This is a genomic window from Streptomyces sp. NPDC001822 (assembly GCF_042892135.1).
Lineage (GTDB): Bacteria > Actinomycetota > Actinomycetes > Streptomycetales > Streptomycetaceae > Streptomyces.
The window spans coordinates 747,002-772,015 of sequence record NZ_JBIATW010000001.1 but is presented as its reverse complement, the minus strand read 5'-3'; the positions used below and the strand labels follow the sequence as shown (position 1 = coordinate 772,015).

5 protein-coding genes are annotated in these 25,014 nt (G+C 71.5%); all 5 read left to right on the top strand.

Annotated elements, in window-relative coordinates:
• Positions 1–2 precede the first annotated feature (2 nt).
• The 5 genes from ACFYY2_RS03540 (at position 3) to ACFYY2_RS03520 (ending at position 24,888) form a co-directional block, all read left to right on the top strand.
• A complete protein-coding gene (locus tag ACFYY2_RS03540; protein WP_388736434.1) occupies positions 3–434 on the top strand; it encodes a WXG100 family type VII secretion target in 432 nt (143 codons plus the stop codon).
• The gene (gene eccCa / locus ACFYY2_RS03535; RefSeq protein ID WP_388736431.1) at positions 435–4,496 is read left to right on the top strand and encodes a type VII secretion protein EccCa; all 4,062 of its coding nucleotides are present in this window, start codon (positions 435–437) and stop codon (positions 4,494–4,496) included.
• Between the two features lie 174 nt (positions 4,497–4,670).
• The gene (locus tag ACFYY2_RS03530) at positions 4,671–14,159 is read left to right on the top strand and encodes a hypothetical protein (RefSeq protein ID WP_388736428.1); all 9,489 of its coding nucleotides are present in this window, start codon (positions 4,671–4,673) and stop codon (positions 14,157–14,159) included.
• A gap of 306 nt (positions 14,160–14,465) precedes the next feature.
• A complete protein-coding gene (locus tag ACFYY2_RS03525) occupies positions 14,466–15,209 on the top strand; it encodes a DUF3152 domain-containing protein (RefSeq protein WP_388736426.1) in 744 nt (247 codons plus the stop codon).
• Positions 15,210–15,426: 217 nt separating this feature from the next.
• Positions 15,427–24,888, top strand: a complete 9,462-nt coding sequence (locus ACFYY2_RS03520) for a hypothetical protein (RefSeq protein WP_388736423.1) — start codon at positions 15,427–15,429, stop codon at positions 24,886–24,888.
• Positions 24,889–25,014 lie beyond the last annotated feature (126 nt).

Below are 25,014 nucleotides of genomic sequence, written 5' to 3'. Positions count from 1 at the left end.
GCATGCCCGAGAACGCCGACTACGACATCAGTTCGTTGAAGATCGACCCCGGACCGCTCGGCACGGAAGGCGAGAGAATGCTCGCCCTCGCGCAGGAGATGGGCGAGTCGATCACCCTGATCAACAACACGGTCGCCGACCTCGTACTGGGCTGGGTCTCACCCAGCGCGGAGGAGGCGCACGAATTCGGTAATCGCTGGACCAGGGTGATGACGCAGATGTTCGGTCAGAAGGACGGGGCCATCGGCGTGCTCCCGGCCATCTCCGGCGGAGTACGCGGGACCGCCGTCGGATTCAGTCATGTCGAGTTGGAACTGGAGAGGGCCTTCGTCAATTTCTCGAACGAGCTCGCAGTGCCCTCGGGCGACGGCGGCAACGGCCCCTCGGACCACAGTGGATCCGAATTCCCCATCACTCAGGACTTCCCGAACTAAATGACCAGGAAAGACTTCCACCGCCCGGCGAGAACGTTTCCGCCGTCGGTTCCCGAGCAGCAGGTCGCACTGGCCGCCCCGCCGCAGAAGGCCTCGCAGAACCAGGCCCAGACGTGGCTGTACATGCTGCTGCCGCTGCTCAGCAGCGTCAGCATGGCCGCGTACATGGTCACCTTCGGCAAGACGTGGATGATCCTGCTCGGCATCGGCTTCGTCGTCATCTCCGTCGGCGTCATGGTGTTGGTCAGGACGCAGACCAAGAACGCGAGCCGGCGCACGCAGTACCGTCAGCGCGACCGTTACATGGAGTACCTCGCCGACATCCGCGGCCAGGCTCGGCAGTCGGCCGCCGCACAGCGCGCGGCGAGTGCGTTCGTGCACCCCGGCCCGCAGCGGCTGTGGGCGATCGCCACCTCCGGCCCACGGCGGGTGTGGGAACGCCGCCCCGCCGACGCCGACTTCCTGCAGCTGCGGCTGGGCATCGGCCGGGGACGGCCTGCCATGCGCCTCGCGCTCAGCAAACACAGTGACCCCACCACGGAACACGACCCCGAGTCCCACCGTCGCGCGGAGCGGCTCTCGCAGGACTTCGAGTCCGTCAGTCTTCAGCCCGCCTGGGTCGACCTGGCGAACACCGGCGTCCTGAGTCTGCTCGGCCCCGAGAAGCGCACCGCCGAGCTCGCCGGATCGCTGCTGATGCAGCTCGCCGTGCTGCACGCTCCCGACGACGTGCAGGTCGCCGCCCTCACGCCGGGCGACGACCACTCCTGGGCGTGGGTGAAGTGGCTGCCGCACGCCCGTCAGCCGGGACGTGCGGACCTCGTGCCCATGGTGGCGGACAGCATGGACGGCATCGCCGACCTCCTCCAGTCCCATGTGGACCGGATCCGGGAGGAGCGTGCCGAGCGCGCGGTCTCGCTCGGCCTGCGGCAGCGGGCACGGGCCTCGAACCACCTCGTGGTCGTGCTGGACGGGTTCCGCCCTGATGCCGAGTGGGCACGTCTGCCGCTCGTGACCGACCTGCTGGCCGAGGCCGGCCCCGACAGCGGTCTCCACGTCGTCTGCCTGGTGTCCAAGGAGAGCGAGGAACCGAGCAGGGTCGACGCGCGCGCACGGGTGGACGCCGAGGGGAACCTCCGTCTGGAGACGCGGCACACCGGCCTGGTCCAGGTGGTGCAGGACGCGGTGGCCGACGTACCCCCTGCGCGGCTCGGCGAACAGGTGGCCCGGGCGCTCGCGCCCCTGCGCCTGTCCGGGGAACAGGAGCAGGTCCTGGCCCGGGCCGTCGCCCTGCCCGAAATGCTCGGCGTCACCGATCTGGGCACCTTCGACCCCACCGGTCTCTGGCGGAAGCCGGACGACGAGGGGCTGCTGCGGATGCCGATCGGTTTCACCGGCGACGGCGCCCCGCTGGTGCTGGACCTCAAGGAGTCCGCGCTCGGCGGTATCGGGCCGCACGGTCTGGTCGTCGGCGCGACCGGCTCGGGCAAGAGCGAACTGCTGCGCACCCTCGTCACGGGTCTGACGATGACCCACGCCCCGGAACACCTCAGCTTCGTGCTGGTCGACTTCAAGGGCGGTGCCACCTTCGCCGGTGTGACCGAACTGCCGCACGTGGCGGGCCTGATCACCAACCTCGCCGACGACCTGGCGATGGTCGACCGGGTCCGCACGGCCCTGCAGGGCGAACAGCAACGGCGTCAGCAGATGCTGCGCAGGGCCGGCAACGTGGACTCGGTACAGGAGTACCAGCTCCTGCAGGCGGCCGGCGGGACCGACGTGGACGGCAGGCCTCTGGAGCCCATGCCGTATCTCATGATCGTCGTCGACGAGTTCGGTGAGCTGCTCGCCCAGCGGAACGACTTCATCGAACTCTTCGTCCAGATCGGGCGGGTCGGCCGCAGCCTCGGCATGCACCTGCTGCTGGCGACCCAGCGACTGGACGAGGGACGTCTGCGCGGCCTGGAGTCGCACCTGTCGTACCGGATCTGTCTGCGCACCTTCAGCGCTCAGGAGAGCCGGGCCGTGATCGGGACCCCCGACGCCTACCGGCTCCCCTCGATCCCCGGATCCGCCTACCTCAAGGTCGACGAGTCCGTGTACGAGCGCTTCCGCGTCGCCCACATCTCGGGGGCGTACCAGGAGGACGACGAGCGGGAACCGGTGACCGGGCCGCCCCTCGTCCCGGTGCCGTTCGGGCTGCGCACCGCGGAGCAGGCCCGGACCGAGGACCAGGACGAGACCGAGCCGTCCGTGACGCTCGCCAGGCCGCTGCCCGGTCAGCGCACGGAGATGCAGGTGGCCGTGGAGCGGGTCAGGGCGCACGGCAACCCCGTGCACCAGGTGTGGCTGCCGCCGCTGCCGTCGGAGATCGAACTCGACTCGATGCTGGGCCCGGTCGTCACCGACGCCGAGCGCGGCTTCCACTCCGCGCTGTGGCCCGAGGGCGGCCGCCTCTCCTTCCCGGTCGGCGTGGTCGACCTGCCCAGCCGGCAGGAGCAGCGGGCCATGCTCCTCGACCTGTCCGGCCAGCAGGGCCACCTGATCCTGGTGGGCGGGCCACAGTCCGGGAAGAGCACGCTGCTGCGCTCCATGATGACGAGTGCCATGCTCACCCACACCCCGCGCGAACTGCAGTTCCTCGGCATCGACTTCGGCGGCGGAAGCCTGGTCGGCCTGGAGCGCGCACCCCACGTGGCGGGCATCACCACCCGGCACGACCCCGCCCGGGCCACGCGCGCGCTGTCCGTGGCCAGGCAGCTGATCGACGACAGGGAGCGGCTCTTCCAGGAGCTGCGGATCGACTCCGCGGCGGACTTCCGCCGGCTCCGTGACGAGAACGCGCTGCCCGAGGGCACCAACGCCGCGGACGTCGTGCTCGTCATCGACAACTGGGCGGGCCTGCGGGGAGCCATGGAGGAGGCCGAACTGGTCGTGCCCGACATCGCGGTGCGCGGCCTCGGCGTGGGGGTCCATCTCATCCTCACGGCCAACCGCTGGGCGGAACTGCGGGCCAACCTGCGCGACACCATCACGGGCCGCCTGGAACTACGGCTCACCGAACCGGCCGAGTCGGAGATCTCCCGCCCGCTGGCCAGGCAGTTGCGTGCCTTCCTGCCGGGCCGTGGTCTCGTGGCGCCCGGAAACGTCTTCCAGGCCGCGCTGCCGCGCCTGGACGGCACGGCGTCCACGGACAACCTCGGCAAGGCTCAGGAAGCGGTGGTGGACCGGCTGGTCGACGGCTGGACGGGGCCTGTCGCGCCGCCGCTGCGGGTACTCGCCGAAGTCATCACGCCCAAGGAGCTGGAGGAGGCCTGCGAGGCCCTCCCCGGCGGAGTCGCCGCACTCCCCGCGGGTGCGGTGCCGATCGGGATCAGCGACTTCGACCTGAGGCCCGCGACCCTCGATCTGGGGGCGGACGGGCCGCACTTCCTCGTGTACGGCGACTCCGGGTCCGGCAAGACCACCTTCCTGAGGTCGTGGATGCGCGCCATGTCCCGGCGGCATTCCGCCTGGGACCTGCGCTTCATCGTCGTCGACTACAGGCGGGGCCTGTTGGGCGCGGTGCCCGAGGACTACGTGGGGGCCGTGGCCGGGGACCCGGACGCTTCCGCCACCTACCTGGAACAGGTCGTGGAGAAGCTGAAGGAGCGGATGCCGCCCGCGGGCATCACCCCACGCGAACTGAAGCAGCGCGACTGGTGGTCCGGCCCGGAGCTGTACCTGGTCGTGGACGACTACGACCTGGTGGCCGGCAGCGGCGCGACCGGCCGGGGGCCACTGGCCGTGCTGAGCGACTACCTGCCCCAGGCGGCCGAGATCGGCTTCCACGTGGTCATCGCCCGGAGAAGCGGCGGGATGGGCCGGTCCTACGCCGATCCCGTGGCCGGCCGGATCCGGGAACTCGGCTCCGGTGGCCTGCTCCTGTCCGGTGATCCCCGCGAGGGGACGGTGCTGGGCGACCAGCGCGCACGGCGCCTCCCGCCCGGCCGAGGCATTCTCGTCTCCCGGCGCAACGGTGCCTCCCTCGTCCAGACGGTCCATGACGGTGCGGAGGAGTAGGGCCGTGTCCCGGGGCCACTCGTCAGGATCGGGGTCGGCCCGCGTACCCCTGCACGTACCCGGTCCAGTCTGATCCGGACGAAGGGCCCCGGAGGGCCCCACCGTCCGTCACGTCCTACCCGATGATCCGCGGGCGGCCCCCTGAGGGCCGCCCGCCCGTGAGGAACCGACGCCATGCCAGCCCATTTCGACGACTCGCAGATCCGTGAACTCGGCAACCAGTGGATCGACGACGGCCTGAAGCTCCACGAGTACCTGGGGACGATGCACGGCAGTGTGCAGTCCATGGGCGGGGGTTGGACCGGCAAGGCGGGCCGCGCGGCGCAGCTGGCGTGGAACGGGGTGGCCGACCACAACATCTGGCACGCCATCTGGGAGGCGGGCTACGTGGCGCAGGAGATCGGGAAGGCGATCATCGGTTATGCGGACGAGCTGCAGAAGACGATCAAGGAGATCAACAGGGCTCACATGATCGAGGCCCTGACCGCGGTCTTCGGCATGGTCCTCGGTATCGCGTCGTTCGGCATCGGCGCTCTGCTGAGCCGGGTCGCCACCATGGTCGGCGAGATCGTGGAGAGCATCGTCGCGAGCATCTCCAAGCTCGCTTCGGCAGCCGCCGCGATCGGGCGTGCGGCCGCGTTCACCGCCGACTCGGTCCTCAACGCGGCCATCACGCTCGGCCAGGACGTGCTCGCGACCGTGCTGAGCTCGGTGGCCGTCAAAGCCCCCATCGCGATCGACTGGCAGGGCGAGGGCATCAACATGGGCCTCAGCGTGTGGGCCGGCGCGGGAATGGGAGGTCTTGAGGAGCACGGTCTCAGTCCGCACACCATCACGGGCAAGGGCCTGGCCGACATCACCGGCCCCACCGTGTCCCCCACGCCCGCCCCGGCGAACATCTCCCTCCCGAACACGTCGTCGACCCTGCACAACGCGATTCCGGCACCCACGAACCTCAGTCCCTTCAACATGAACTCGGTGATCGAGACGAATCACGTCCCGCCGACGGGGGCGGGCATCGCGGGTTCGCAGACCGGCACACCGCGGTCGAACGTGGGAACCTCCGGTCCCCACGCTCCTCTGCCGGGCAACGCTCTGCCCGCGACGGGCGGACCGGTCAAGAACTCCGTCACCGGACCTCCCGGCAGCCCGGCCCCGGCCGTCGGTACTCCGCACACCCCCGTCAAGCCCGTCACGGCCACCAGCGGCGGGCAGACACCCCCGAAGCCTGTCAACGGCAACGTCACCCCGGCGTCCGGCGCGCCGCACGCCTACCTGGACTCCCCGCCCCGCAGCCTCGGCGGAGGCCCGGGCAGGGCCGACGTCGCCCCCTCCGTGCCGCACGGGACGGGCACCGGTGGCAAGGGGACCACCGCCGGCGGACCAGGTGTACGCGACGAGGTGCCGCCGTCCACGGCCGCCGCATCGCATTCCGGGGGAATCGGAGGCCCGGTCCCTGCGAACACCGCGTCGTCGCACGGCAGCGGTGCCGGAGCGGGGACCTCCCCGGGCAACGCCACCTCGCACGGCGTTGCGGGGCGCGGAGCGGGGAGCGCGGGCAACGGCAGCGCGTCCGCAGCGGAACCGGACGGTACGCACACGGGACCTGCCGGCAAGGGCGCACCTGGCCGTGCCACGGCCGCGCCGGGAAGCCCCGGCGGGTCGCGTCCCCTCGCGGACCCCGTCCCGGCCGGGGGCCGCGGAGCAGCCGACGGCGCACCCGGCGTCACGTCACGGCCGGGCAGTCCGGATGTGCCCGGCGGCACTCGTCCGAACCACGGAGCGCCGCAGAGTTCCCGCGGTTCCACCGCTCCGGGCGAGGGAGGGGGCAGCCGGAACACGACGGTATCCGGCGCGCCCGATTCCGGGACGGCCGGCCGAACCGCACCCGACGGCCGGAACCAGGGTGCGCAGCCCGGCGGCGGCAACGCCGGACCGAAGGGCAGGACGGCGTCCTCGCAGACGTCGGCGGAGTCCGGGGTTCCGGGCACACCGGACCGGTCGCCCGGCTCCCCGGCGTCCGGGGCACCCGGAGGGCGCGCGGTCACCCAGCACGACGTCGGCTCGGGCGCGACAGCCCCGGGTGACGGCCGCCCGGGCAGAGGCCCGGGCCGCGCCGACGAGGCTGAGGCCGGCGCGACGAGCCACGGCGCGGCCGCTGGAACCGGTGACGCGTCGGTTCGCGGCCGGACCTCCGGAAGCCAGACCTCAGGCGCGGACGACACGGCGGGCCACGGCGTGACGACCGGCCACGGGGACACCGCGCTTCACGGTGCTGAAGGACACACCGCGACCGACGCGGGTGCACCGCCCGCCCGGGACGACTCCGCGAGCGGTCCCTCCGCCCACCACACGGCGGACACCCCGGCGTTTGATCCGGACGGTGCCGCCAGGATGAAGGAGTGGATCGACTACCAGAAGGATCAGACCCAGCGGAACGCCCCTCTCGTCGAGGCGGAGGCACGCCTCGAACTGCGCACCGAGGAACTCGACGCCGCGTGGCAGCGCGGGTTCGACCGGTTCACCGAGCAGGACGTGTTCGGGGTGGCCAACCTGACGCCGGACGGCCCGGAGGCGATCCACGCCCGGTGGAAGTGGCGCAAGGACATCACCGAGGCCTTCCGGGGAGAGATCGACACGTCGGGTTTCGTCTCCACGGAAGCGCTGAACAGCATCATCGGGGACGCCGGGAACAAGGCGCACAAGTACCTCACCTGGTCCGACCAGGCCACGAAGTTCATCTCGCGCTTCAAGGCGGAGGTGTCGGACTTCAAGTCGAGCGGCATCTTCTACCGCAAGGAGCTTGCGGACTTCGATTCGGCGCCCCTGGACTACGTCTACGACTCCAGGCTCAAGACGTACGTGCGGGACGACTCCAAGATCTACGGGGCTCCGACCGTCAGTGGTGACGGGCCGGGCGGCAGGCCCGGGCCGTCCGGAGCGGGCGCTCCCGACGGGGCCGACATCGACGTGTTCACGGAGTACACGGGCCGGTCGGACGTCCCCGTCGATCACTTCCGCGACAAGGCAGCCGACTACAACCAGACCGAGCAGTACTTCATCGGGAAGATGGAGCAGTTCAACGAGGTCTTCGCCCACTACCTCCACGCCGGGGACCAGACCACGCTGCCTCCGTCGACGAGGCATCAGCTGGACGCGGTCACGAGCGGGATGGGCGGCGACCTCGAAACGATCGTGTTGCGGGACTATCGCATCCGGCTCATGACGGGGCGGAAGTTCGACGACGTGATCGCGTGGCAGGAGAAGGGCAACGCCGGACGTGACGCGCTGAGTGACGACTTCGTGAACCGGATCCGGCGGGAGTTCCAGCACGATCTCCGGAACCAGTACGACATCGTGTTCGAGAGGGGCCGCGGGGACACCGCCAGTGGCGCGCTGTGGGATTCGGTGACGGAGCGCGCCGTGGACGACCTCCCCGGCCGCATCGAGCGGGAGAAGTTCATCCGCTCCAAGTTGTCGGAGGAGACCGCGCACGCGGAGGAGCATCTGTCGAGCCTCGACGAGTCCCGGATCATCAGCCTGGGTGAGGACGGCCGGCAGCGTGTCATGGGCGAGTACCTCGACAACGTCCGCGACAAGGCCGGCGCTCTCTTCTCCGACCTGCTGGACAGCGGACGGACCTCCGCGGACGCCGTCCACACGGCGTGGTCCGGCGCGCTCGACGACGTGCGGTCACCCCTCCCCCACAGCATCCGTCACGAGAGCGAGCTGCAGGGCGTCGTCTCCGAGGCCGCGTTCGAGTTCCACAAGATCGTGGGCCACCCCGACAGCGTGGAGGCCTTCCAGATCCACGAGGACACCCTCAGCAGGCTGGCCGACGACTTCCGCACCGAGCGGGTGGTGAAGTACGACGAGCTGTACGGCCCCGACGGACACAGGACCGAGGTCTGGCTCGCGCACGAGTCCGCGCACGAGGACGGCTTCCGGTTCGTGCTCGACGATCTGCGCCGGGAGGACACCGGGCCGCGACTGCGCACCTGGCGGGACGACGCGCCCGGAGTGGGAGGGGAAGGCGAGCCGGCCCCGGGCACCGCGGGTAAGACCCCCGCCGGGGACGAGGTCACCGCCCCCGGATCGACGGCGGCCGATACCGAGCCGGCAGTGCCGTCCGGGAAGAGCCCGGGAGATCCCCGTCCGGCGGCCGCCGACGGCGGTGCCGAGCCACACGGCGGGCAGGCACACGCCGACGCGGGAACCGAGAGCAGCGCGCACCAGCAGACGCAGATCACGGTGAAGCGTGACACCGTCGGTGTCGCCGGTACCGCGCACGACGGCCGCCCGTCCGGGACGGCCCACTCCGGTGGCCGGGAGCGGACGGCGGTGCCGTCGGAGCAGAAGCAGGCACGGCCCGCCCCGAAGACGGTGGACGACCTGCCCGGCGCGGTCGGTGACTGGCTGCGCTCGAACTCCGACCACACCTTCAGCCGCGCCGAGATCGAGACCGCCCATCAGGAGATCCTCCAGCAGCGCACGTCCTCCTTCTCGGACATGCCGCTGAGCACGCAGGCGGCCGAGATCGGACGCGCCCTGGAGGGCGCGGCGTCACGGGCGGTGCGCGCGGCGAGCGACATGTTGCTGCAGCAGACCGGCGTCTATCCCGACGCGTCCGTGGTCCGGCAGGCACATCGTGAGCTGGCCGAGCACTACGGTCCTGTCTTCCGGCAGTTGGGCGACGACCAGAGGGCAGCCGTGGTGGCCGTCCATGTACGTAATCAGCGGGACGTGGCCCCGGGGGCCGCACCGGTCGAGGCCACGGATGTCGAGGTCAGGGACGTCGAGGCCACGGACAGCGGGGTCACGGACAGCGGGGTCACGGACAGCAGGGTCACGGACATCGAGTCCGCGCCCGTGTCCTCCGGCCTGCGGGAGGTCGTCGGTGTGGACGACGCCGTTCACGTGTCCGTGGACATGGGCCCGACGGCGGCGACCGATGGGCAGGCGGTCTTCGAGGACCCGCATGCCGGCACCGGGATCGCCGACGGGCACGGCGTGTCGAGCTCGGCGGTGGCATCGGCCGGGCCCGAGGAAGTGACGTCGGCCGGCCCCGAGATGCCGGCATCGGTCCGGCCCGAGGAGATCGCCGAGGCGCTGACGGATCTTCGCGACGTGTTCGGGACGTTCCGTCAGGACGATGTTCCCGGGTGGGGAGTCTGGAAGGAGCATCCGGCAGGCGACACCGCCGGGGCCGTACCGGCGCTGACGGAGAGCGGTCTGGGGGACGCCGGGAGGGGCGTGCGGCAGTTCTTCGCCGACAAGTTCGGCAGGATACTGCCCGGGGCCCGCAACAGGCCCGATCTGAGCGTTCCGGCGAATCCGGATGCGCCGGGCGATGTCCCGGTGGACAGGCTGAGCGATCGAGACATCAGCCGCATGCGGCTCAACCGGGCGGGTGACGGCGTGACCGGGGGCGTGCTGAGCCTCCACAACGCCGAGGACTGGAGTGCCCGGCAGGGACACTGGGGCGACTACTCCGGTGCGGACGGCCGCTTCGCCTCGATGCGGCCGGGGGCGCTGACCTCCCGGGTGCAGCCGGCTCCCTGGGGCACGGACCGGGCCGTCTACTACGTCACCGCGCACGGTGAGTACGACAAGGCCAAGTCCTACCTGCTGTCAGGCAAGAAGAAGATCATCGACGCCCAGGGGATGAGCCGCATCCTGCGACGCGACCCCGTCTTCTCGGAGCTGTCCAAGAAGCCGGTGGATGTCGTGCTGGCGATCTGCGAGGCAGGCCTGACGGGCGAGCAGAGCATGGGCCAGCAGCTCGCGAACGAGCTGGGTGTCACCGTGCACGCCCCGAACGGCGAGGTCGCGATGGCACCGTCGGCGCTGCACGGAACCACGCTGCTGACCGTGTACTCCCAGGGCACGCAAGCGGGAACCTTCAGCACGTTCGTCCCCCGCCTCGCCGCGGCCACCGATGTCACGACGCTCGAAAGTACTCCGGCACCGGTCTCCTCTTCCGAGGCCACCGCCCTGACGTCGCATGCGGCCCCGCCGGCACGTGCCGGCGCCGGCGTGCACGAAGATTTTCCCGATCTGCGTTTCACCGCCGGGCTGCTGGACGAGAAGGGTGTCCCGCGCACGGATCTTCTGGGTGGGTCCGAGGCAGGCGCAACGCAGAAGGACACGCAGCATGCGGCCGACGAGGCTGCCGTGTCCGACTCCGCCCCCGCGGCCTCGGACACACGCAAGCGGCGACCTCCCCGTCTGGTGCTCGACAACAGGCCCAGGGTCCTCCGGGACTACGTGGTCAGGCATTCCGACGGCACGATTGCCACGGCTTTCTTCAGCCGCGTCACTCCCCTGCTCCTCTCGGACGACCGGGCGGCGGCGAGTATCGGCGGAGGCAAGGCCGGACCGTCGAAGGGCCTGGTCACCGTAGTTCAGGGTGTGGTCACCGACGACCACCCGGACCTCCACGTGTCCGCCGACGGAACGCTCGCCATGAGCACGCGGGGCGAGGTGCGGGAGGCCTTCGCCACCCGGGGAGCCGTCGCGCGCGCGTCGGCAGCGCTCAAGCAAGCGGACAGCGGTGTGACGCTCGAACTGGACACGAGCGTGACGCTGTCGTTCACTCACCGCGGCAGAAGCCGCACTCTGCACGCGGTCAGGCCGAAGTTCGCCTCGAAGCCCACGGACGTGTGCCGCGACCTGGCCGGTGAACTCATCGGCGGGAAACCGGACATGATCGTCTACCGCGGCCACGACGGCCGGACTGCGGTCGGCCCGCTGCGGGGGGCCGACGGTCTGAAGGTCAGCGAGCTGCACTACCTCGCACAGGCGGTCACCGATGTGGCGGGCGGCGACCGGCTGTCGGCGACCACACCGGATGCCTCATGGGCCGCGAAGAAGTCCATCCGGCCGGAGAACTTCGCAGACCCGAGGACGCCTCTCCCGGGCCGGACCTACGGCGCGTACCTCGGCCCTTCCCAGCCGTATCGGGCGGAGCGACAGGCTCTGTGGGACCTTTCCTCGCAGATCGGAATCAATGCCAAGGCATGGGCTCAGGTCGGCGAGGCATACGTGTCGCAATCCATCGGGCACCGTGACCCCGACGGGGGGTTCGCTCTCGAGGATCACGCGGGGGCGTTCCACTCGATCACCAATCCGTTCGGCTATCACTACGCGACGGCCGTCCTCGAGAGCGAGGACGGGAAGACGCAGGTGACGCTGGAGAACTACAACCGGCTCGGAGTGACGCGCCGGACCTTCGAGCAGGCCGTCGAGCGGAATGTGGAGATGCCGGACGGTGCGTTGGAGGCGGCACTGGAGGCCTACACGAGCAAGGTGTTCCCCGCGGCACAGTCGGCCGAGGAGCGCAACGCGGCAGCTGAGGCGGTCGCAGGGCGTGAGGCAGCGACTGCTCTGATCGCGCTGCGGGATGCGAGATCCGCACTGGCCGTGGCCCAGGACACCTCGCTGGAGCCGGAAGCGATCCGGTCGGCGGAGAACGCCGTGCGGTCCGCTGCCGCGGCCGCCAGCCGGAAACTGGTCGCGGTTTCGGCCAGGACCGGCCGCCTGACCACTCCCGGGCAGCTGTGGCACATGAGGTTCGTCAACAAGGACCATGCCACCTTCCACGACCAGATGGCGGGCATGCTGGAGCAGGACCGCCCGGGGATCGTGGTCAACCCGCTCACGGGCGTCGCGATCGGAGCCCACAGTGACATCACCGAGTCCTCGCGCTGGATTGACTTCGTTCCCGGCTCCACCGGGATCACCGGTGACGACCGCCTGAAGATCGCGTCCCTCGCACACCGGGTCGCGCGCGTCGGTCTGTGGAACGCCCGCAACGGCCGCCCGCTCCCGACCGTCCAGATCTCGGCCGGCGGCAACGGCGCGGAGTCGGTTCTCGTTCCACACCGCGAGCAACTCGCGCGCAAGCAGGCGAGTACCCGCATCGACGCTCTGAAGGAGGTCTTCCGACAGGAACTCGGGAGCAGCCTCCACGACCTGCAGAGCGGGGCCGACCGCCACTCGGACATCGCTGTCGACGCCGGTCAGTTCGCCGTCACACACCACAACAGGGGGCGGTCGTTCCCGCAGGGCGTGCAGCCCTCGCGCGAACGCCCCGCCGACGTACTCCGTCGACGGGCCCTCTTCGTGATCGACATGCATCCGATCGGTACGGATCAGCCCTCCCCGCTGGCTCACACCCTGGAGTACCTCAAGCTGAACTCCCCAGTCAGTGCGGGCAGTCTTGACCAGCCGCTGTCCTCCGCGCTGCGGAGCCCCACCGGGCTCTCCTCGCCCAGGCCGCCGATGAGCGCCGTGTCGCAGGTGAATTCGGCGTCGGTGGAGGTCGGTCCGGCCGAGCGCCGGTGGAGGGTGACAGATTCGGCGGCCGTGCCGGCAAGGTCTTCCCTACCTGCCGGACGGAGTCCCGCGGACATGGAACTCCTGCACGAGGACGTGCTGATCGCGCTGCGCAGGATGGACACGGCGGAGACGAAGGGGCGCCCGAGCGAGCACGAGATCGCGGACCTCTACGCTCAGGTGACCGACACGTACAAGCGGCGCTACCCCCTGCACGCCTTGGCCGAGCGGATCGCATACCGCTGGATGTCGGGGGAATGGCCCCGCCTGGAAGGCGGCTCACCGCAGCCCGGAACCGCCGAGACGGTCCATTCCGCCACCGGCCTCCTGCATGCTGAACGGGGCCCACTGGGCCTCGAACGGAAGGCCGTCGGACGGAATGTCCGCTGGGACCGCTCGTGGGAACCCGCGAAGGAGCCGATCGCGTCCGAAGCCGACGCCGTTGTGCCCGGGATGCGCTCCTGGGACGTACCCGCCGCGGCGGTGGTCGAACGTTGGGCGAAGGCAGTCGCCTTCGGCGGCGAACAGATGGAACGCGATCTCGTGGGCATGAGCCCGGACAGCACCGCTGTCGGCGCGGGAACGAGCGCCGGGAAGGCGTACACGCAGGCGACCGGAAGGACCGCCATGGGTGTGGGGATCGACCGACTGCTGTCCCACACCTATGACGTCCCGGTCGCGGCGCGGACGGTCACCGTCGGCTTCGACCTGATCTCCGCGCGGCAGCGGCCCGGGACCCAGCACACCGCGAGTGACCCGACGTACCGCCAGGTCGCCGACATCGGGACGGACGTGAAGTCCACTGGGCCGCGGGTTCTGGTCGACTTCGGGGTCAGAGTGCGCATCAGCCTCCCCGGACAGGCGGGACGGCTGACGGTCGACGTACCGAATGGCCTCACTGCGAGTCTCCCGGTCGACGGGACCGGAAAGCTCACTGCGGAGGTGCTCCCGAAGATCGAACATCTGCTTCGGTTCCGGGAACGCGTCGCGCTCGCCAAACGGGACTGGACGGGACCGGTGGAGGACGAGATCCAGCACCTGCAGGAGCTTCTGACGAACGCGGGTCCGGGTGCACGGTCGCTGGTGCTGGGAACGGGATCGGACAGGGCGCTGTGGGCATGGAACCTGAACGGAACCGTTCGCTGGCTCGACAACGCGACGGCACAGGAGACGCAGCCACCGCTGACCTCTTCGCACGTGCAGTCGCTCGACCTGGACCCGCGGGGCACACTGCTCCGACAGGACGCGGACCCGGGAGTCTCCCGCGCCGGCGCCTTGAACCTCTGTGAACTGACTCTGGGGGCGGATCTGAAGCACGTCGTGTGACGTCCGTCCCACGCGTCCCACAGTCCACACGTCCCACACCCCGGCGGCAGGGGCCGCGGACCGGTGACCGACCGGCCCGCGGCTCCGGCTTCCCGGTTCCGGCCGCCGCACCGTTCGAACATCGAAGTGAACAATTCCGGCCATCCCTCTCGTGTCGGTGCAGGAGGACATTTCCCCACGCACTCGGAAAATGGACCGGCAACAGACATGGCACGTCACTCTTCCCCGCAGACCGGGGCGCGAACGCACACGGAATCCGGAGCCGCCGAGCCACGGCAGCGGCCCGGACGAAACCGCAGGAGGCCGGTGGGACTCGCCGCGTCCGTCCTGCTCGTCGCAGCCCTCGCGGTCAGCGCCCCGCAGCTGCTGCACTCCCACGGCAACCCGTCCGCGAACGTCGGCACCGTGGCCCACGGGCAGGAGCCCGCGGCCCACCCGCCCACAACCCCGGCACCTTCCGCCTCGGCCTCGGCGTCGGCATCCGCCGGCTCGGAGGACACGGACGGGTTCGTGACGGCGAGGATGTCCGCCCCGCCGATCGGCAGCGGCAACATCCGGCGTTTCAAGGTCCGGGTGGAGGACGGCATCGGGGTCTCGGCGGACGAGGTGGCCCGCGAGGTGTACGGGACGCTGGCGGACCGCAGGTCCTGGACGGCGGACGGCCACGACGGCTTCCAGCTCGTCTCCGGGGGCGCCCGCGACTTCGTCGTCGTCATCGCGTCGCCCGCCACCGTGGACCGGATCTGCGGAGCCGCCGGGCTCAAGACGCAGGGCGAGGTGAACTGCGACGTCGGCTCCCGGGTGATCGTCAACCTGAAGCGCTGGAACTCCGGCTCCCCGAACTTCCACGGACCTCTGGCCGACTACCGCGCACTGATCATCAACCACGAGGTCGGACACCGCATCGGACACGGCCACGAGGGATGCCCCGGGCCCGGCAGACCGGCCCCGGCCATGATGCAGCAGATCGACGGCCTCGACGGCTGCCTGCCCAACGCATGGCCGTACGACGCGCACGGTACGTATCTCGGCGGCCCCAAGGTACCGTGAGCCGAGTGAGCACACTCTGATCCGCCTCAGTGACACATAGCGACACACATGTGAACGCCAGGCCACCACACGCTGTTCTCCGGCCGGACTGTCGGTGAATCCTCTCGCTGGCGTCCCCCCTCTCGGCGTGGGTCGTGCAGGATCGTCGCTGTAGTCCGACACCGGTGTGTTCCCGGTGGTTCTCGGACCCTGTTCACGTGGTGGGGATGTGATGGGGATGACTGATCTCCCCGACGGGTCGGTGTGTTTCCAGGTACCTCGGGAGATCGCGCGGGAGGTGAAGCGGCTCCCCGGCGCACGGCAACGGCTGGCAGCGCTGACGGCGTACTTCGAGCAGCAACCGGATGTCCGGCGGACGTCCACGCCCGCCCCGTATCCGGAGGTGCGTCGGGAGATCCTGGAGCACTGGCACGACGAGTTCGCACAGGCACGGGAGAACCTGAGCGGTCTCGGTGACAGGGAACTCGGTGAGCTGCTGTCGCAGGCGACCCGCCTCACGGCCGGAACCCATCGCGCGCCCCTCGCCATCCGGGAGGCGGGAGCGACGGACGCGCCGGCACTCCGGTACGCCCGCCTGCACGCCGACATCGTCCATCTGGTCGCCGACCGCATCCGCTTGGACGACTCCGGGCTCGACCCGCTGAGCGCCCACCACCCCGCGCGGAAGCTCTCGATACAGCTGCGCGACGCGTTCGGGACCGGGGCGACGTCCGGCATACGGGGAGGTGCGTCGCCGGAGACGGACCGACGGCCCGCCGGAACCGGATCGACGTCGGCCGCGCCGCCGCGACTCGCTCCCGCCGCTCCGCGGACACCCCTCCCCCACGACCGCCAGGCCGCCACGGTCGATCAGCGCCCGGTCGCCGCTCCGCGGCAGGTGCCGATCGCGGACGACCTCGACACGCGGCGGCCGCCGCGGCTCGACCGTGATCTGCCGGCGGCGCCCGCGACGACCGGGCCCGTACAGTTCACGGACTCGGCACAGCTGCCCCTGTACATGAGCGGTGGCGTGGGTTCCCGGCTGCCCGGGCTCCCGCAGGACGTCGTGCGGAAGTCCTTCAGCTTCGGCCAGAGCGCCCGTGCGCTGCGCGGCACCGAACTCGTCGTCGAGGAGCTCGGGCGCACGCTGTCCGGGTCGACGGGTACCCGGCCCGTGCCCGGCGACAGCGGGTCCGGCCTGCTGGACGAGATCGGTGACGCCCTGCGATCCAGCCCGCAGTCGTTCTTCGGCGACGGCCGGCGGTTCGTCTACGACACGGTCGACAGGAAGACCCGGACGCTGCACGTGACCGCCCGGCCCTACGGACAGTGGGAGCGCTTCACCTTCGGCGCCGGGAAGCCGGTGAAGATCGACACGATGCAGCGGTCCACGGCCACCAGCGGCGAGGTCAAGGTCAACAGCACCTCGCTGGCGCTGGCGCCGACGGCGCCGCTGGGACCGCTCAAGCACGTCGCCACCGCGTGGGGCCGGGCGTCCGTCCAGATCGCCATCGGCAAGCAGGCGCGGTACAACCTGCAGAACCAGGTGGTGAACCAGACCGAGACCCGCACCACCGACAGCTCTCACATGCACCTGGACGACGTCTGGTACGCGTTCTCGGTGACGGACCGGTCGGGCCGTCCGATCGGCACGGACGGCAGGGCCGTTTCCGAGGGCGATGCGGCCGGGCGGCCCCTGGCCTTCGGATTCGCGGTCCGCGACGGCCTCGTGGTGCGGCTCGCCGACAGCCTGACGGTGCCGAAGACACCCCGGGACCCGATGCCGGAACGGCTGACCCTGGGCCCCGGCTCCCGGTTCCGGATGGCCAACACCGAAGCGTACGGACCGGTGGCGCACATCCGGGACTGGGCACTGCGGCAGATCGGCGCCGAGGAGGGTGCCCTCGCCGCCGCACAGCTCGACGACTTCTTCTCCAGCGAGGGATTCCAGCGCATGAGCCGTGCGCTGAACAACGGCCCCGCCTATACGCCGTTGCTGTCCCGCGGTCACGACGGCGGTGATCCGGCGGGGATATTCTCCGTGCGTGTGGTGTCCGGTGACGCGGTGCTGATCAACGAGACCACCGCGGCCGAACTGCGGGACATCGCCCAGTCCACGGCCCGCAACGAGCGGCTGATACGGCACACCGTCGGGGCCGAGGTGGGGGGTTCCGCGGGACCCGGGTTCCACCTCTTCGGCCTGGAGGACGGGGCGTTCGACCTGCGCCTGCTGGCCGGGGTCAGCCTCCGCTACGGCGCCTCACGCGCCCAGGGCTCCGTCTTCGGCGGCTCGGGCGCCGTCAAGTCCGCCGCCCAGGCCAAGGGCGCTGCGACCGGCCTGTACCTGGTGCAGAAGACGGTCACGGTCACCGCTCCGCCCGACACCAGGGCCGCGCTTCCCGAGCCGCGCGGGGACGGGGCGGCGCAGCGGGGCAAGCTGCGGAAGAACTCCCCGCGGACGTGGAGTGAGGCGCCCCGCACCGAGACGTTCCAGACCTGGGCGGTGGAGCGGCTGACCCGGACCGAGGCCCGCCGCCTCGACGGGCTCGACACGGGTGTCGTTCGGGGCGCTGCTGAGCCCGCGCCGCCGTGGCTCGCCGCCGACGGGCCGTCGACGCTCGGTATGAGCCGTGTGGAGGAGTTCACCTTCGCCGACGGAGGCCTCACGCGGGACATCGGCGGCCGCCCGGTCACGTTCGCCGAGCACTTCGCCGACACCGTCCTGAGGCGCATGGGCTCGGTCTACCCCGATCTGGTCGCGCCGCTGGACGAACTCAACCCGGACAACCCCCGCTGGCGCGACGCCGGGCACTTCGAGACCGTGGTGTCCAACACGCTGGAGGTGCTCAACACGCTGTCGCACCAGGGCATGGCCTCCGGTCTGGAGACGATGGCGGCCACCGGGCTGCGGTTCGGCCTGGTCGACTCGCGCACTCTGTCGCGCGGACACCGGTACGTCTGGGTGGACGCGTCCTTGACCGGGCGCCGCTACGAGGGGAGGCAGGAGGACCTCCGGCTGCGGCACAGTGCCCCCGGCAGCGAGAACCTGGGCGGTCAGCAGGGTGGAACCCGAGGGGTACAGGTCGGTCTGGAGGGCCTGCTCTCGGGACGCGACACCGGCACGGACCGGATCGGCCGGCCGCAGAACAGCGCCACCGCGTCGGCGGGCGCCAGGCTGGGGCTGCGCACGGAGTCCGAGAGCGGCTACGGTCACGGCGCCACGCACGAGGCCATGTCGATCGGCACCGGCGGCTCACACCTGCACAGCTACGAACTCACCCTCACCGCCGAGGCGGGCGGCTTCCGGCGGCCCCGCAGATGGATGCGCGGCCTGGTGTCCATGAACGTGCTGGGCACCCAGCCGTTCGTCTTCACCGACACGCCGACCGCGCTGATCGAGCCTCCCGGGGCCGGCGCCGAACGGACAGCGGCGCCGGGCGTCGGGAGGGTGCTGCTGAGCATTCCCGTCGAGCACACGCCGACGGTCGCCCTGGCCCCGCCCGCGGCTCCCGGGCCGGCGCTGGCGATCCCGGCCCCGACCGCCCGTGACCTGGTGCTGGCGACCCCGGAGTTCCTCGCCGGACTGGCCGGGCGGGACGCGTCCGTCTTGTCCGAACACCCCCACCAGACGGTCTCCGTCACCGCGCACGAGATGCTGACGGCCGCAGCGGAGCAGGCGCTGGAGGAGGCCTCCGGCGGCTCGTGGCTGGTGACGCAGAAGGGTGCTCCGGCGCACGACGCCGTGGCCCGGGTCTTCGAAGGGCGTTCCCTCACCGCCAACTTCGACCAGAGCTCCGCACCGGCGGGCTGGCGGGCCACGTCCTTGTGGTCCCAGGCCCCCTACCTCGACCGGACGACGGCACTGGCTCACCGGACCACGCTCGGGGAGGACATGACCGCGGTCACCGGGGCGGTCAGGATCGAGACGGAGACCACGCTGGGCGGTCTCACGCAGGCGGCCGGCCGGACCAGCAGGACGACGACGCTGTTCCTCGGCGGGCAGGTCGGCTATGCGAGTTCCCACCGTGTGGGGGACGGGGTGACCGGCAGCTACGCACTGGTGGCCAGCCCCTTCCGGCTGGACACGTCCAGGTCGGTGACGGTGTCCCGGTCGGCGGTGTCCGAGATCAACCGCAAGGACACGGGGCGGCAGGTCGTGGTGACCGCCTCCGTGGCCCACGAGGTGGCTTCGGTCTCCAGCAAGGTCGGTGAGCGGGCGACCGGTTCGCGCGGCGTGCCGGCGTCCCTGGCGGGAGCGGCGGGCCGCCGGATCGAAATCGGCCAGGGCTGGGTGGGCCACGTACCCGAGAAGAGTGCCCACCGGCTCGGGCTGCTGAAGGACGGCTTCGGCGACGTGCCGCTGTACACGAGGCGTTCCTGGTCGCCCCTGCCGTGGCTCCGCGACCATCCGTTCGGCAGTTGGGCGGTGAACTCCCTCGACGCGTCGGCGGCATTGCGGCAGTTCGAGGAGGAACTGCGCCCGCTCGGGCTGTCGTCGACGGACCGGGACCAGCTCCGCCGGCTGGTGTCGGACCGGGTGGTGCGCGCGATCGGCAAGGAGATGACGGGCGCGGGCTCCTCGGTTCCGGCCCGGATCGGCCGGTGGGGTTCACAGACCGCCCAGGTGTGGCTCGGAAAGCGCCAGGTCCGGCTGCGCGCCGAGCTGATCCCGGTCGAGGAGCGGGTGGACGGCTTCCGCGGCATGGGCCACAGCGTGGAACTGGAGGAGCACCGCCAGGCGGTGGAGAGCGTTCAGCAGGGCCGCGGCCGGACATCGGGGGCCTCGCTCGGGATCGCGGTCTCCGAAGGCGCGCACATCGGCAGCGGCACGGTCAGGACCGCGGGCCCGACGTACTCCCAGTCGGGTTCCGCACTGCGGTCGGTCACCCAGTCCACCGGCCGGGGCACGGTCCGGATCTCGACCGCGACAACGACGCAGGCGCACGGTGAGTACGCCACGCGGTACAGGATCCGTCTGACGCTGGACGTCACCGACACCGGGCAGGCGGATCCGTTCCGCGCGCCCGAGGACCGTGCGGGCCACGTCGTCGGGCAGATCGACCGGTCGTGGCGAAAACTGATCGGCCGTCGGCAGCTGACGGTCTCCGCCGAGGCCGACGCGGGCCGGCTGATCGAGCACTTCCCGATGAGCCTGATGCGGCCCGATCCCTCGCAGCCCGTGGCGCACGACGTCCTGGCACCGGACGCGCCGTCGGTGGGCGCGGGACCGCACCGGGTCGACGTTCCGCGGTCACTGGGGACGGGAGGCTGGCACGACGTCGTGCACCCGGTGGCCGGGGGTGAGGTGAAGCCGTTCGAGATGCCCGCCGAGGGCTTCTCCGTGAGGCGGATCGTGGGCCTGGACCAGTTGCACACGGCCACCACGGTCGCGCTGGGGGCCGCGTACGACGCGTCGCTGTTCGTGCCGAAGGGCGCCGAGTTCGACGACGACGTGCTGAGGCGGGCCAAGGACACGCCCCTGACCCGGTCGGGGACCGGCGCGGCGCAGAGCCTGGAAGACGGTACGTCCAACGGCGCCCTCACGGCGTTCTTCGGCCGGACACTGACACCGGTCGGCTACGCGGTCGCCGGTCTGACCGACCGGGGCCTGCTCGGAGGTGCCGACGGCAGTCTCACCGTGTTCGCGAGGCCCGACCTCCGGGCCGCCCGCCTGCTCGCCGTGGCGGACGGGATGAAGTTCGAGGCACCCGAGCGGGAGACGCGTGGCGGTGGTTCCTCCACCGCTGAGCAAGGGGTGGCGGAACAGGTCCTCGCGGCGGGACCCACCACGTCCACGGTGGCCACCGGCACGACCCAGTCCGGCACGGGGTCGGGCGCCCAGGACGGCGAGTCGGTGGTGATGGGCGTGTCCGGCGAGCGGCTGGCCTCGGTCAACGTGAAGCCGGAGAAGGACCGGGCGTTCCTGTTCGCCGTCCCCACGACCTGGCTCAGTCTCGCCGAAGTCCGTCACCACGTGAAGGACAGCACGGTGGGCAGTGTCTTCCGGAGCGCTTTCGGCAGTCCCGCCCGGACACCGCAGGCCGTGGAAACAGACGCCACGGTGCTCGCCTGGGTCCGCGAGGACGTGGCGCGCGGTCTCGGTCTGATGGACGACGTACGTTTCCCGCCGGAGGTGGCGAGGGCCTGGGACGCGGTGACCAAGGCCGACAAGGCGTGGACCGCCGCCGACACGGCCTACTGGGACCTGCGCCGGAGCGAGGGGCCCCGGCTGGAGGCCGGCCTGCGCGCTGCCGAGGCGCTCGACACCACTGATTCCGAACGGGCTTCGGCGCTGGCCCGGTTGGAGTCTTTCCGCAGCACCCTGCGGGACCGGCTGGCCCACGCGGAGGCGGTCGCCGACGCGTACGCCGACGTCCGCGAGGGGGCCGACCGGCTCACCCGATGGCACCAGCTGGCGGCCACGCAGGAGGGCCGCCGGCTGCTCGGTGACACCCCACGGCCGTCCGCGGTCACCTTCAGGGCACCAGAGGCGCACAGGGCGGAGACGTCCGTCGCGCAGACGGCAGCCACGGCGGGACCCGGTGCGCGCAAGACGGACACCTCGACGGCGCAGGCGCCGGCCACGAAGGGGACGAACGCCGGGACGAAGGCCGAAGCACAGAAGACCGAAGCTCCGAAGACCGAAGCGGTGAAGGCCGACGCGTCGAAGGCAGGGCAGAGCTCCGGCGTCCGGCCTGCGCACGCCCTGCCGCCGTGGCAGCGGGAGGGCGTGCCCGATCGGCACCTGCGGCACTACGACGCGGCCTCCGACCACCGCACGCTGACGGCCGTCGACCCGGACGGCCGGAGCTGGGTCCTCGACCTGCACCAGCCGGCGGGCGACGGCAACGGCTTCTACGCCGCGGTCGGACAGGCCGGGAACGGCACGCCCGGCCCCTGGGCCGAGCGGCTGGCGTCGACGGTCTCGCAGAGCGCGGACGTACCCACGCACGCCACGCTCGACCCGCGGGCGGTCTTCCACCCCCACGAGGTGGAGACCCTGCTCGGCACCCGGACGCGGGACGGCGACGTCCTGCACCGTGAGCTCACCGCGAACGGTGGCCGGCTGCCGGAGCACGTGCGGATCGGCCTCGCTCCCGAACAGCGGCACCGACTCGTCAGGCTGAACCTGCGCACGGCCCGCCGGTGGGACGCGGAAACGGCCGATCTGGCCGCTTCGCTGACCGCGCGGACCCTGGGCGTCGACCTGACCGTCGTCCAGGAGGACGGCTCCTACCGGTTCCACTCAGGTGCCGCGTCCGACACCCCCGTCGCACGGAGCCAGGTGACCGTGTACCAGCGGGCGGGCTCCTATCTCGCAGCCGTCCCGCGACAGGGCGGCCACCCCTTGACGGCCCCGCCGGAGACCGGGACGTACGGACAGCCGGAGACGACCCGCCCCGCGGCCGGTGAGGCCACGGTCCGCGAGGCGGCACCGGAGGTGCACGAGGCCCCCCACCAGGTCCACGGTGCCACGCAGGAGGCGGGCGGGACCGCCCGTCACCACGGCACCACGGCGGCTCCGGCCGAGTCGGCGGCCGACGCGCGGCGGAGGGAGATCCGGGAAGGCAAACGTCCGGAACGCCCGGGGACGACGGCCGACCGGACCGAACCCGGGAAGCCCGTCACGTCGGAGTACACGCCGGGGACGGAGGTGCGCGGGCGGCAGCCGGAGGAGACCGCCGTTCGCGTCGAGGCAGAAGGACCCGGCGCCGGGCCTCTCGGCCTCAGCGGCGACCGGAAGGCTCCCGAGGTGCCGCTCGACGTGTTGTTCGGGCCCGCCGTGCCACCGAAGACGGTGAAGCGCGGCGAACGGGACGACGCGATGACCCCCCAGGTCCGGCTGAACCCGTTGTGGTACCCGCTGGAGGACTTCCGGCCCGCGCTCCTGGAACGCGGCGGCGTATGGCTGTACGCGATCGACGAGGCAGGCCGCTTCTTCCTCGGGAGCGAGGACGTCTGGTCGATCGCCGGCGAGGAGGAACGGCACCGGCTCCTCACCGCGATGCAGACCTCCCGGCCCGACTTGACGACGGAGGAGCTCCGGGGCCTCCTCAACGATCAGGGTGTGCCCACGGTGGCCGCCGGCTTCGACGAGGCGGGCGCGACGGTCGTCGGTCCCGCCCGCGTCGGCGGCGAGCTGTTCCGTGACCCCCTGACCGGACGGTGGACGATCGACGCGTCCAGCCGTTACGTGGGCCCCGCCGTTCGGCCGGGGGTGGAGCCGGCCACCGTCACCCGCTGGGTGCGCAACGCGGCGGAGGTCCTGAGTTCGGCCCTGGGCGTCCCTGTCCTCGCCAAGGACGCGGAACGGCCGACCATCGCGCACGGCGCGTTCGTGGCGGGTACGGGAACGCAGGAGCTGGACAGCGCGTACGGCCCCCTGGCCGGGCCCAAGAAGGTCAAGGACCGTGAACGCGACTCCCAGGACGCCGCCCAGGTGCGTCTGAATCCCCTCTGGTACCGCTTGGAGGAGTTCAGACCCGCCCTGCTGGAGCGCACCGACGGCGTGTGGCACTACGCCGTCGACGAGGAGGGCGAGATCAGCATCGGCAGTGATCAGGTGCTGACCGTCATGACCGAGGACGAGCTCGACGAGCTGTGGTCGTCGATGCGGCGCGTCGCCCCGGACCTGACGCCGGACCAGCTCAGGGCGGCGATCGACAATCAGGGCCATCCCACCGTCGCCGCCGGATTCCGTGCCGACGGAGGCACCGTCGTCCGCCCCGCGCGGATCAGCGGGGAGCTGTCGTACGACCCCGTGGCGCAGAGCTGGCAGCTCACCGACAAGTCCGGCCGCTACATGAGCAACAAGATCCGTCCGAGCCTGTCCCCGGAGGACGGACTGCGGTGGCTGGCGAACACCGCCCGGCGCATCAGTGAACACGTCGGCCTGCCCGTCACGCCCGTCCTGTTCAAGAACGCGTCGGTGCCGAAAGCCACCGTTCCGCCCGCCCCGGCGCGTGCGGCCGAGGCCGGCGCTGCCGCGACCGAGCCGGTCGACCTCCTGGACCCGGCCACGTTCCTGGAGAAGACCGGTGGCCCGGGGGCGGAGCTGCGGTCCCTCTCGCGAGTGGCCGACCTCGACAGGCTCCTGAACGACTACCGGACCACGGGCGAACACGAAGCGGAACGGCGCGCGGAGCTGCTGGAGGCCCTGGCCGGTCGGGCCAGGACCTACGCGGCCGCGACGAAGAACGAGTCGCGCGGGCAGGTGGTCCGGCAGCTGAGCGAGCAGGCCGGAACCATGGCCGCGGAGTACCGGAGCCGGGCCTCGGCCCCGAGGACGGACGTCGCGGCCGAGGAGCCCGTGGGGATGGCGGGGGGTGTGCCCGACGCCCTGCCGGGTGAGAGCGAGAGGGAGCGCGTGGCGCGGGCCATGCGCCTGTGGGACGGGCCGGTGGCTGAGCAGGCGCGGCAGTTGGAACAGCGGCTGCTGGAAGCCGGCCAGGGTTCCAGGTCGCTCGTGCTGGGTGTGCTGCCCGGCGAGCCGCTGTGGGCCGTCAACACCGCTCGGACGGTCCGCTGGCTGGAGCACGGTACCGGGCGGCAGACTCGGACTCCGCAGTTCGCGCCGGGCAGGGTGATGTCGATCGACCTGGACCCCCGGTCCCATGTGATCGATCCGCCTTCGGGAGCCGGCGCGGGGGCCCGGTTCTGCGGACTCACACTCGGCAGTGACCTGACGCACGTCATCTGACGGACCCGCAGGAAGACGCGAGGGGCCCGGTGGAACGGCTGGCAGCCGTTCCACCGGGCCCCGCCCGGGGGGGGGGAGCCGGGTGAGCCGGCGGTGTGCCCCCCCGCCGTGCGGGGGGAGGGGGGA